The sequence below is a fragment of the Leucobacter sp. UCD-THU genome (genome assembly GCF_000349545.1).
Taxonomy (GTDB): Bacteria; Actinomycetota; Actinomycetes; order Actinomycetales; family Microbacteriaceae; genus Leucobacter; species Leucobacter muris.
Window position 1 is genome coordinate 163367 of the sequence record NZ_KB714604.1, and the last position, 11774, is coordinate 175140.

Genomic DNA, 11774 nt, shown 5'->3' on the forward strand with positions numbered 1-11774 from the left:
CCCGTGGACGCGCCGCCGACCGAACGCGGGCACGACTCGCCGGCTCAACCCGCCGCTCGAACCCGCGGAGGGGCGGCCCGTCGGCCCGCGCACCGAAGCCGCGGCTCCCGGCGCGCGCACACGCTTCGCCGCCGATGATTTGATAAATTAGACACGTGCCGCCCGTATCGCCTTCGACCGAGCCTGTTTTCGAGCCAGAAGAGAGCTCGAGGTCGAGCGAACCGGTTTTGGAGGAGCGCGAGGTCGAGAGCCGTCAGGGCGAGGAGACCGGTGCGGAGGCGGCATCCGCGGGCGGTTCCCCCCGCATCCGGCCGAGCCGCGCCGCGGGTGCGAGCGGTGACGCCCCCTCCGAGCCCCGGGCCGCCGATCTCGAGGCTGCCCAGCCGAAGCCGTCAACGCGCACGGGCCGTATCCAGGTGCCGGTTCCGTCGGTGGTGCGAGCGCGGGAGCGCGGCCGTCTGGCTGAGCAGAACCCCGTCGTGCTGCGCACCGAGATGCTCACGAAGACCTACGGTTCGCTCGTCGCCGCCAACGAGGTGTCGATCGAGGTGCACGCCGGATCCTTCACCGGCGTCGTCGGCCCCAACGGCGCGGGCAAGACCACCACGCTCTCGATGATCAGCGGGCTGCTGCGCCCCACCTCCGGGCGGGTGAGCGTGCGCGACGTCGACGTGTGGAGCGACGGGCCGGCCGCGAAGCGCCTCATCGGCACGCTGCCGGATCGGCTGCGCCTGTTCGACCGCCTGACGGGCGCGCAGCTGCTCTACTACTGCGGCGTGCTGCACGGCGTCGAGGAGGGCGCGGTCGCGCAGCGCTCCGCGGAGCTGGCCGAGGCGTTCGGCCTCGAGTCGGCGCTCGGGCGCCTCGTCTCCGACTACTCGGCCGGCATGCAGAAGAAGATCGCGCTGGCCTGCTCCATGATCCACGCGCCCGAGGTGCTCGTGCTCGACGAGCCGTTCGAGGCGATCGACCCCGTCTCGGCGTCGAACGTCACCGAGATCCTCGAGAAGTTCGTGTCGGGCGGCGGCAGCGTGGTCATGTCGAGCCACAGCCTCGATCTGATCCAGCGCGTCTGCGATCACGTCTCGATCATCGTCGACGGCAGCGTCATCGCGCAGGGCACCGTCGACGCCGTGCGCGATGGCATCAGCCTCGAGGAGCGCTTCACCAGACTGACCGGCATGAGCGACGCGAGGAAGGGGCTCGAGTGGTTGCACGGCTCTTCCGACTCCGAGTAGCGCTGCTGGGCGGTGCGTTCCGAGGATCGTTCGCGAAGGGCCTGCGCACCTCACTGCTCTACGTGCTGCTCGGCGCGGCCGCGGTGCTGCTCGCCGTGGTGCCCGCGCGCCTGCTGCCCGCCGGGCACGAGCGCGCGATCGTCGACGTGATCATCGGCACCATCGTGCTGGCGGGCGCGTTCGTGGTGCCGTTTTTCGAGAACCGCCGCAACCTCGAACCTCGCCAGTTCGGCCAGTTCCCGGTCGCGCCCGCGGCGATCGCCTCGTCGCTGCTCATCACGTCGATCATGACGTGGCCCTTCCTGCTGATGCTGATCTGGCTGACGGCGCTGGCCGTGCTGCGGCCCGAGTGGGGCGAGCCGGGCTGGATCGCGCCCGTCGCCCTGGCTCTCGCGGCGATCCTCGCGCTCTGCAGCGCGCGCGTCGTGTCGGCCGTGTCGAAGCTGCTCGCAGGAGCCCGCAACGCGGGTTCCATCCGCACGGTGGGCGTGGTGCTGCTCATCGCCTTCCTGCCGGTGGCCGTGTTCGCGGCCGCAACAGCGTTCGGGGCAGAGGGATCGGTCGCCGCGACCAGCGCCGCGGAAGCCGCGGGGTGGACCCCGTTCGGGGCGCCCTTCGCGGCCCTGGCGCTCGCGGCCGCGGGCGACGTCGACGGCGCCCTGCTGCATCTCGCGGTCGCGGCCGCCGCGATCCTCGTGCTGCTGGCCGTCTGGTTCCCGCTCGTGCGCTTCGCCAACCAGCACGTCGACCGCCCCGTCGCCCCCGACGCGGCCCGCGCCGGCCTCGGCTGGTTCGAGCGCTTCGCCGCGCGACCCGCGCAGGTGATCGCCGCCCGCGAGCTCACCTACTGGGCGCGCGACCCCCGCTACCGCGTCGCGCTCTTCGCGATCCCGATCGCCCCCGTCGTGATGCTCATCGCGTTCGCCGTGGCGGGCGCCGATCTGCGGCCGCTCGCGCTCGTGCCGCTGCCGGTCATCCTGCTGCTGCTCGGCTGGTCCCAGCACAACGACGTCTCGATGGACTCGACCGCCATCTGGGAGCACGTGGCTAGCGGCATCCGCGGCCGCGCCGACCGCGCCGGCCGCCTGGCTCCCGTGCTCATGATCGGCCTGCCCCTCGCCCTCATCGGCTCGAGCATCACCGTGACGATCCTCGGCGAGTGGCGGGTGCTGCCCGCGGTGATCGGCATGAACGTCTCGGTGCTGCTGGTGGCGTGCGCGGTGTCGAGCGTGTTCTCCGTGCTCATGCCCTACCCGGCGACGCGACCCGGGGACAGCCCCTTCTCGCAGCCCCAGTGGTCGGGTTCGGGTTCGGGCCTCGCGCAGACCCTCTCGATGGTGCTGGCGCTGCTGCTCGCGGTGCCGCCCCTCTGGTACGCGATCAGCGCGATCCTCGACGTCGAGTTCGCGAGCAACATGTGGGCGCTCGGCTTCGGCCTGGGCTACGGCGCCGTGGTGCTGCTGCTCGGCGTGTTCATTGGCGGCTGGCTCTTCGACCGCAGCGGCCCCGAACTCATCGCCGTCACCCAGGTCTTCGACTGACGCTCCGGGAGCCCCCGAGGTACAATCGGCTCATGGGTATTTTCTCGCGTCGTGATCCGGACACCGCAGGCGGGGGCACCGATGTGCTCGACCGCGAACTCGAGAAACTGCTCGAGGATTCGCAGATCGAGGACGGCGACCACGAGCGCTTCTCGCACTACGTGCCCAAAGACAAGATCCTCGAATCGGCCGTGACGGGCAAGCCGGTACGCGCGCTCTGCGGCAAGAAATGGACGCCCTCGCGCGACCCCGAGAAGTTCCCGGTCTGCCCCGACTGCAAGAGGGTCTACGAGCGCATGAAGAAGTGACGCGCAGCTCGCTCCGCCGCGGCCGAGCGACCGCATGCGGTGCGTGAACGACTGCGCCCCCGCCGAGGTTTCTCGGCGGGGGCGCAGCCGTCTCGCCGGGCCCTGTCGCTGATCGGCTGTTCGAGCGGTTCGGAGCGGGTCAGCGGTACTCGGTGGGGATCGCGGGATCGCCCCGCGTGAGGCTGAGCGCGACCGGCGGCAGCTCGGCGACGCGGGTGCGGTGCCGTTCGCGGGCGGCCGCGAGGCCTGCGGCGCCCGTGTGCTCGGGCAGGATCTCGCCCGCCTGCACGAGCGGTGCGAGCACCTCGCGGCTGACACCCGGCAGATCCTCGCCCTCGGGCTCGCCGCTCGGGCCGTCGCCGAGCAGGATCAGCTCGGCGGTCGCGGTCCCCCGCGCGTTGTAGCTGCGGCGCACGCTCTTGCGCCCGCCCACGGAGGCCTTCTCAGCCGACTTCTTCGCGACCGAGATCCACTCGCCCGACTCGTTCTCGTGCGCGACGAGCTTGTAGACCATGCCCATCGTGGGGGTGCCCGATCCGATCACGACCGAGGTGCCGACGCCGAAGCTGTCGACGGGCGAGGCCGCGAGGGCGGCGACGGTGTGCTCGTCGAGGTCGTTCGTCACGGTGATGCGGGTGCGCGTGGCCCCCAGCTCGTCGAGCAGTCGGCGCACCTGCGCGACGACGACCGGCAGGTCGCCGGAGTCGATGCGCACGGCGCCGAGCCCGGTGCCGGCGACCTCGACGGCGGTGCGCACGCCCTGCTCGATGTCGTAGGTGTCGACGAGCAGTGTGGTATCGGTGCCGAGGGCTGCGACCTGCGCCTCGAACGCCTGCCGTTCGCTGTCGTGCAGCAGGGTGAAGCTGTGGGCGGCCGTGCCCATGGTCGGGATGCCGTAGCGGCGGCCCGCCTCGAGGTTGGACGTGGCGCTGAAGCCGGCCAGGTAGGCGGAGCGGGCCGCGGCGACGGCGCTGTACTCGCCGGTGCGGCGGGAGCCCATCTCGGCGAGCGGCTTGCCTGCCGCGGCGTGGCTCATGCGGGAGGCCGCGGTGGCGACGGCGGAGTCGGCGTTGAGGATGCTGAGCGCGAGCGTCTCGAGCAGCACACCCTCGGCGAAGCTCGACTCGACGATGATGAGGGGGGAACCGGGGAAGAACACCTCGCCCTCGGGATAGCCCCAGATGTCGCCCGAGAACCGGAAGTCGGCCAGCCAGTCGAGGGCGGCCCCGCTCACGATGCGGTGCTCGCGCAGGAACTCGAGCTCGGCGTCGGTGAAGCGGAAGCGCTCGATGGCGTCGAGCAGGCGGCCGGTGCCGGCGACGACGCCGTATCGGCGCGCACCCGAGAGCCGCCTGGCGAAGAGCTCGAAGACGCTGCCCCGCTGAGCGGTGCCGGCCTGCAGCGCGGCGTCGACCATGGTGAGCTCGTAGTGGTCGGTGAGGAGGGCCGTTGACGTGTGCACGCCGCCAGCATAGTCGGTGGGGTGCGGCCGGATCAGCGGAAATCTCGTGAGGTGGTGCCCGCCGGTGCCGCGAGCGGCTCGAAGGTTTCGGCGATGATGTTGATCACCCCCTCCGGTGAGCGCTCGACCACACCCCGCACGACGAGCGCGGGCGAGGATCGGGCCACGAGCCGGTTGCGCAGCCAGACATCCCGCCAGGTCACGACGTTCACGCTGCCGGCCTCGTCTTCCAGCGTCACGAAGACAATGCCGCCAGCGGTGCCGGGGCGCTGGCGGTGCGTGACGAGCCCCGCGACCTCGACCATCGTCCCGGGGCGGGTGAGCCGCACGCCGTCCGAGCGCACCACGCCCCGCGCGTCGAGCGAGTCGCGCAGCAGCTCGAGCGGATGCGCCGCGAGCGGCACCCCAGTGGTCCACATGTCGAGGGCGGTCTGCTCGGCCGGGTTCAGCACGGGCAGCAGGGGCGGTTGCACGTGCACGGCGATGCCGGGCAGGAAGCGCTCCCGGTTGTCCGCCGCCGGCGCGGCGGCCCAGAGCACCTCGCGGCGACCGATGCCGAGACTCTCGCAGGCGCCCGCCGAGGCCAGCGCCTCGATCCGGCTCCGGTCCAGGTCCGCCCGCCGCGCGAGGTCGGCGAGATCCTCGAAGGGCGCGTGCGCGCGGGCTCGGGCGATGCGCTCGGCCGCCTCCGCCTCGATGCCCCGGATCGAGGTGAGGCCGAGTCGCACCGCGAAGGCGCCGTCGCGGCGGTGCACGCCGCTCGTGTCCGGCGCCTGCGCATCAAAGGCTCCGACCGGGGGTTGCGGATCCGCGAGGCAGGCATCCGAACCGGTGACCCGGCCGCGATCCGCGTTCGGCAGCGCCTCGAGGTCGGCCTGCGCGCCCGACCGCTGCACATCGGGCGGCAGCACCGTCACCCCGTGTCGGCGGGCGTCCTGCACGAGCTCCCGTGAGGAGTAGAAGCCCATGGGTTGCGAGCGCAGCAGGCCCGCGAGGAAGGCCGCCGGGTAGTGCAGCTTGAACCAGGAGCTGACGTAGACGAGCAGCGCGAAGCTGAGCGAGTGGCTCTCGGCGAATCCGAAACTGGCGAAGGCCTCGATCTGCTCGTAGAGGCGCTGCGCGTCGTCGTCCCCGATGCCGTTCTCGCGCATCCCAGCGAAGAGCTTTGCCTTGAGACTGTCCATGCGCTCCTGGCCGCGCTTCGAACCCATGGAGCGCCGCAGCAGGTCGGCGTCCTCTCCCGAGCAGTTGCCGATGGCGATGGCCATCTGCATGAGCTGCTCCTGGAAGATCGGCACGCCCATGGTGCGCTCGAGCACCGGGACCAGTTTGGGGTGCGGGTACTCGATGGGATCCCGACCATTCCTTCTGCGCAGATACGGGTGCACCGCACCGCCCTGGATGGGGCCCGGGCGGATGAGCGCGATCTCGACGACGAGGTCGTAGAACTGGCGGGGGAGCAGTCGTGGCAGGGTGTTCAGCTGCGCGCGGCTCTCGACCTGGAACACGCCCACGGCGTCGGCGCGGCACAGCATGTCGTAGACGCCGGCCTCCTCCTTGGGGATCGTGTCGAGTTCCCAGTGCTCGCCCGTGCTCGTCTCGACGATGTCCATGGTCTTCTGCAGGGCGCTCAGCATGCCGAGGCCGAGCAGGTCGAACTTGACGAGGCCCATCGTCTCGCAGCTGTCCTTGTCCCACTGCAGCACGGTGCGGCCCGTCATGCGGGCGTGCTCGATGGGGCAGACCTCGCCAACGGGCCGCTCCGTCAGCACCATGCCTCCCGAGTGGATGCCGAGGTGCCGGGGCGCCTGCATGAACTGCCTGGCCAGCCGCTGCACGGCTTCGGGGAGGGGGCTGTCGGGATCGTCCTCGATGCCGCCCCACCGTTCGAGGCCCTTCGTCCAGGCCCGCTGCTGACCTGCGCTGTAGCCGAGGGCCTTGGCCGCGTCGCGCACCGCGGCCTTCGGGCGGTAGCTGATGACGTTCGCGACCTGCGCCGCGTTGCGCCTGCCGTACTTGCCGTAGACGTACTGGATGATCTCTTCGCGCTTCTCGGAGTCGAAGTCGACGTCGATGTCGGGCTCCTCGTCGCGCAGGCTCGACAGGAAGCGCTCGAAGGGCAGATTATAGAAGATGGCGTCGACCGCGGTGATGTGCAGCACGTAGCAGACTGCGGAGTTCGCGGCCGATCCGCGGCCCTGGCACAGGATTCCTTCCGCGCGGGCCTTGCTCACCAGGTCGTGCACGATCAGGAAGTAGCCGGGGAAGTCCTTCTGCTCGATGACGTCGAGCTCCTGCTCGATGCGGGTGCGGTGCCCGTCGGGGAGCGCCGCGCCGTAGCGGCGCTCGGCCCCCTCCCACACGAGGCTGCGCAGCCAGCTCATCTGCGTGTGCCCCTCGGGCACGTCCAGCTTCGGCAGCCTCGGCCGCGCGGCCTTCAACGGGAAGGCCAGCTCCCTCGCGAGCGGCACGGTGCGCGCGACCGCGTCGGGGTAGCGGGCGAAGCGGCGCAGCATCGCGGCTCCGCTGCGCAGATGGGAGGCGCCGGTGGCGGGGAGGTGCGGATCGAGCTCGTCGAGGCTGCGACGGGCCCGCACCGCCGCCATGGCCTCGGCGAGGGGGGCATGCGCGCGGGCGGCGTAGTGCACGTTGCCCGTGGCGATCGTGGGGACGCCGCGCGCGGCGGCGAGACCCGCGAGGCGGGCGTTCAGGGGGTCGTCGCCGGGGTGCCCGTGGTGCGTCAGCTCGACGTGCACGCTGTCGGCGCCGAAGAGCGCGGTGAGGCGGTCGAGCTCGGCCAGCGCCAGCGTCTCGCCCATCTCGCGGGTCGAGGCCCCGCCGAGGGCACGACGTACAGCGCCCTTGCGGCAGCCGGTGAGGATCACCCACTCGCCCCGACCGGCCTCGGCGAGCGCCTCGAGGTCGTAGACCGGCCGACCCTTCTCACCCCCGGCCAGCTGCGCTTCCGTGATCGCCCCCGCGAGCCGGTGGTACCCCTCGGTTCCCCGCGCGAGCACCAGCAGGTGCGTGCCCACCGGGTCGGCCGCCCCGAGTTGCGGGGCGTCGAGTCCGAGGGAGAGCTCGGCGCCGTAGACGGTGAGCAGCGGGGAGCGCTCGCCCTGCTCGTCTGCTGCGCTCCTCTTGTTCTGGGCCTCGGCGGCCTCCGCGAAGCGCGCCGCTCCGTAGAAACCGTCGTGGTCGGTGAGCGCGATGCCGCTGAGGCCGAGTCGTGAGGCCTCCTCGATGAGCTGCTCGGGCGACGACGATCCGTCGAGGAAGCTGTAGTGGGAGTGGGCGTGGAGTTCGGCGTAGGGCACGGCGGGGGACTGCGGTTCGGCAGCCGTGTGGAGCCCGGAGGCGGTGGCGGGTCCGGATCCCGTGTCGGCTCTGCGCGCGTCGCCCGTCTCGGGATCGTCTCGGCGATCCCGAGCTGCGGCGGGCGGGCCCGCTTGCGGGGCGCGGCCCGAGAGGCGCCGTTCGAACTCCTGCCAGGGCAGCGGTGAGTTGTGCCACTTCATCAGTCGTACCGCCCCTCGGCGTGCCACCGCCCCTGCTCGTGCAGCAGCAGCCAGGCGTCTCCGTCGGCGAGCTGCAACTGCAGCCTGAAACGCTCGGGGGCGCCCCGCCACCACTGCTCGCGCAGGGGCCAGGGGAGCGACCAGTCGCTCACCGGGGCGTCGAACCCGGTGCCGCTCACCCGCAGACGGGCCGGTCGGGCGGTGAGCAGATCCTCGTCGTCGATGGCGACGGGGGCGCCGGAACTGTCGCAGAGCTCGACCGGAATCGGCTCGGGGAACACGAGGCTGGGCGTCGGCCCCGGGATCGCCCCGGGCCAGGGGCCTGCCGCGGAGCTCCGCGATTCGCGCCGGCCCGCCCGCCCCGTGCTCCAGGGGACGAAGCTCTGCCGCTCGGCGAGCAGGCGGCCGCCGACGAGCCCCATCGTGCCGACTCCGGTGTGTCCGAGCCGGCTCTGCACTCTGCTCAGATGGTGATGCACGCGCGTGTCGGGCTCCGTGCTCCAGAGGCCCGGCTCGTGCGCGGCGGCGCGGTCGGTGTGGGCGGGGGACAGTCGAACGCAGGCGATGCCCGCCCCCTCTCTGCCGCTCTCTGCACCTGCGGGGGTCGTCGGCATCGCGGCGACCTGCCAGCGGACACGGTTGACCGCATCGGCCGCGGTGAAGCGGTGCGGGTGCGACCACACGCGCTCGTGCCGCACGCCGATGTCGTCGGTGAGCTCGATGCGGAGGGCGGTGCAGACGAGACGATCCTCGGCGAGCCCCGAGACGAATCGCTCGGCCAGGGCCATGCACGCGAAGGCGAGCTGCTCGGCGCTCTCGACCGGTGGTTCGAGCGAGAGTTCGACGGCGAGCTCCCGCACCGGGGTGCGCGGGCGCACCTCGGAGCCGTGCTGCGGGCCGGAGGCGCAGGCTCGCCGGTGCACCGCGACCCCTTCCGGCCCGAAGCGCTGCCGCACCGCGTCTTCGGGGAGTGCCGCCAGTGCCCCCAGCGTGCGGATTCCGAGGCCGTGCAGCACCTCGGCGAAGGCCGGCTGCGCAGCGCGGCCGACGGGAAGCGAGCTGAGAAAAGCGGCTGCGGCTCCGGCCGGCACGATGCGCACTCCCTCGGACGGAGCCGTGACAGCCGGATCGGTCGAGGAGGCGCGGGCGGCCTGCTCGGCGGCGAAGCGGCCATCGGCGATGCCGACCCGCGCCCCGGGAAGGCCCAACTGCTCGGCAAGGCTCAGGATCGCATCGGCTGCGCGATCCTCGCCCCCGTAGTAGCGCGCCGGGCCGCGGGCGCGCATGGCGCAGAGCCCCGGCCGCAGCGGCTCGACCCCGGGGATGAGGTGCTCGAGCGAGGCGATCACGGGGGCGAATCTGCGCTCGTCGACCTCGGGATCGTGCGGGGGCACCGCGAGCGATGGGCAGCGGGACTGGGCCTCGGTCTCGCGCAGCCCCACCCGCACGCCCTCCGCCCGCGCCGCGTCGGAGCAGGCGATCACCTGCCGATTCGCGATCAGCGCGATGGCGGGGGTGGCCGGCGGGTCCTCCTCCGCGCTCTCCAACTCGCGAAGATAGGCGCGCACCGGCCAGTCGGGCACCCAGAAGACGAGGATCCGCTCCGCCGCGCTCGCCGCCGCGGAGACCGTGACGGGGGCGCTCATCGCGGCACCAGCCTGCGAACCCCGGGAACGGCCGGGTCGGCGACTGCGCCGCCCGCGAAGCGCATTTTCGAACCCTTTTTGCTCCCCTGCTNGCTCGCGAGAAAAATCGTTCGAAAAGCACCGTGAGCTCCCGCTCCTCGAGCAGGCCGTGCCCCTCGCCGAGCCCTCGCCACCGCGACCCCGTGACCCGCATCGTGCTCTCGGGCCTGGGCCAGTCGCCCACCGCGACGAGCGCGGAGCCGTGCTCGCGGAGACGGGCCGAGATGCGTTCGACCTCACCGGGGCCCACCCGCTGGGGCGGGCGCAGCAGCACGACGGTGAGCACCTCGCTCAGCGCGCCCGCGATGCCCAGGGCGTCGGGGCCGGGGCACGGGACGAGCACGCAGCGGTCGAGTGCGACGCCGAGTGCGGCGGCGGCCTCGGCGCCGAAGGCCGGGCAGCCGATCACGCCGCACCAGGAGCCCGCCGATGACACCTCGGCCAGCAGCGCGAGTGCGAGCTGCGTGGAGCCGTGCACGGCGTAGCTCGCCCCCTTGCGCAGGGACCCGCCGGGCAGCAGCGGGCGCAGGCCCGACGCTGTGGGAAGCGCGCGATCGTCGAGCCGCAGCGGCTGCATCTCGGTGATGCGCTGCTGCAGCGAGCGGACGGTCGCGACGGAATTCATGCAGCAATATTCGAACATATGTTCGAATAAGTCAATCCGGACGCGCCCGTCCCCGGCGGGGCTCGGGGAGGCGTCGAAGACGGCGTAGGATGGTGGGGATGAACGAAGACGAGCTAGACGATTACGAGCGCGAGGCCGAGCTGTCGCTGTTTCGCGAGTACCGCGACATCGCCAGCCAGTTCCGCTATGTCGTCGAGACCGAGCGCCGCTTCTACCTGGCCAACGAGGTCGACCTCAAGCGGCAGGACGCCGGCAGCGACTTCTACTTCGAACTGTCGATGAGCGATGTCTGGGTATGGGACGTGTATCGCTCCGACCGCTTCGTGAAGTCGGTGCGGGTGCTCACCTTCAAAGACGTCAACGTCGAAGAGCTCTCGGCCCGCGAATTCAAGCTGCCGCAGGAGCTGTCGCTCGACGAGTAGCCGGTCGCCCCGCGTGAGACCCCGGGCCGCACGGCGCCCGCATTGAGCACCCCGCTCACATCCGCGCCGCTGCGCGGTCGACGGGCCGGTTCTCCACAGATCTCGGGATCGTGCCCCGCCGGCTGCTCCACGATGAGAGGGTCGGAGCATGACCGCTCCCGTCTCCCCTCACGCTCGCGCCTCAGCCGTTGCGCTCGCTCTCATCGCCCTGGTGATGATCGCGGTGCTCGTGAGTGCGGGCGTCCCGGGCGGCGCACCGGCCACCGCCCGGGAGCCGCCGACAACGGTGACCGCCTCCTCGGCGCTCGCGGTGCCCTCGGTACCCTCGGTGCCGTCGGCGTTCTCGCGGGCGGTGCCGTCGCCCGTGTCGGCATCGGATGCGCGGGCGCCGCTCGCGCGGGTCTCGTGGTTGGAGGGGGCTCCCGCTGCCGCGCTCGCCGCCGATGGGACGCCGACGGGGCTCTGGATCCCGCCCCTCGGGTCTCTGGAGGTGACGGGTCCCTACAGCGCCCCGCCGCATCGCTACGGCTCGGGCCACCGGGGGATCGACCTCGCCGCCACCGCGGATATGGCTGTCGTGGCCCCGGCCTCAGGCACGGTCTCGTTCGCGGGTGCGGTGGTGGACCGGCCGGTGGTCTCGGTGCGGGTGGACGAGCGCACCGTCTACTCCCTGGAACCGGTGAGCAGCGGCCTTGCGGCGGGAGACCCGGTGGCGGCCGGCGCCGTGCTCGGTGAGGTGGCGGGCGGCGGCCACTGCCTGCAGGAGTGCGTGCACCTGGGGGTGCGGGTGGGCGGCGAGTACGTCAATCCGCTGCGGTACCTCCGCGGTCGGCCGGTGCTGCTGCCCTGGTGAACCGGAGCGAGCGGGATCGTGCACGCGGGATCGTTCGGCACTGCGCGTCGGCACCGCGTATCGCTCGGCAGCGCGCATCGTTCGGTACCGCGCATCGCGGAAGTGAGGATCGTGCGGCGTTA

General features: G+C 72.1%; 9 protein-coding genes. 6 read left to right on the top strand and 3 right to left on the bottom strand.

All coding sequences use genetic code 11. The features are described from left to right. Positions 1–227 precede the first annotated feature (227 nt). The 3 genes from H490_RS28220 to H490_RS28230 are packed head-to-tail and all read left to right on the top strand — an operon-like array spanning position 228 to position 3087. Positions 228–1238 (top strand): ABC transporter ATP-binding protein, encoded by a 1011-nt coding sequence (locus H490_RS28220; RefSeq protein ID WP_017884874.1) that lies wholly within the window; start codon positions 228–230, stop codon positions 1236–1238. Beyond that, on the top strand, positions 1208–2779 hold the full coding sequence (locus H490_RS28225; protein WP_017884875.1) for a hypothetical protein: 1572 nt from the start codon (positions 1208–1210) through the stop codon (positions 2777–2779). Before H490_RS28220 ends, H490_RS28225 begins: the two co-directional genes overlap by 31 nt. Before the next feature lie 32 nt (positions 2780–2811). Further along, a complete protein-coding gene (locus H490_RS28230; protein ID WP_017884876.1) occupies positions 2812–3087 on the top strand; it encodes a DUF3039 domain-containing protein in 276 nt (91 codons plus the stop codon). A 139-nt stretch (positions 3088–3226) separates the two neighbouring features. Here the strand turns inward: H490_RS28230 and H490_RS28235 are convergent, their stop codons facing one another. The 3 genes from H490_RS28235 to H490_RS28245 are packed head-to-tail and all read right to left on the bottom strand — an operon-like array spanning position 3227 to position 9713. Beyond that, positions 3227–4549 carry a nicotinate phosphoribosyltransferase gene (locus H490_RS28235; protein WP_017884877.1) on the bottom strand — a complete coding sequence of 441 codons (1323 nt, stop codon included), beginning with the start codon at positions 4547–4549 and terminating at the stop codon, positions 3227–3229. 32 nt (positions 4550–4581) lie between these two features. Then, positions 4582–8067 (bottom strand): error-prone DNA polymerase, encoded by a 3486-nt coding sequence (locus H490_RS28240; protein WP_017884878.1) that lies wholly within the window; start codon positions 8065–8067, stop codon positions 4582–4584. Next, entirely contained in the window at positions 8067–9713 is a 1647-nt protein-coding gene (locus tag H490_RS28245) for a DNA polymerase Y family protein (RefSeq protein ID WP_017884879.1), read from the bottom strand. Before H490_RS28245 ends, H490_RS28240 begins: the two co-directional genes overlap by 1 nt. A gap of 241 nt (positions 9714–9954) precedes the next feature. Here H490_RS28245 and H490_RS28250 point away from each other — a divergent pair, with 241 nt between their 5' ends. From H490_RS28250 to H490_RS0116345, 3 genes are all read left to right on the top strand, one after another. Beyond that, positions 9955–10185, top strand: a complete 231-nt coding sequence (locus H490_RS28250; protein WP_017884880.1) for a hypothetical protein — start codon at positions 9955–9957, stop codon at positions 10183–10185. 290 nt (positions 10186–10475) lie between these two features. After that, a complete protein-coding gene (locus tag H490_RS28255) occupies positions 10476–10799 on the top strand; it encodes a DUF2469 domain-containing protein (RefSeq protein ID WP_017884881.1) in 324 nt (107 codons plus the stop codon). A gap of 148 nt (positions 10800–10947) precedes the next feature. After that, positions 10948–11652 carry a murein hydrolase activator EnvC family protein gene (locus tag H490_RS0116345; protein WP_017884882.1) on the top strand — a complete coding sequence of 235 codons (705 nt, stop codon included), beginning with the start codon at positions 10948–10950 and terminating at the stop codon, positions 11650–11652. Positions 11653–11774 lie beyond the last annotated feature (122 nt).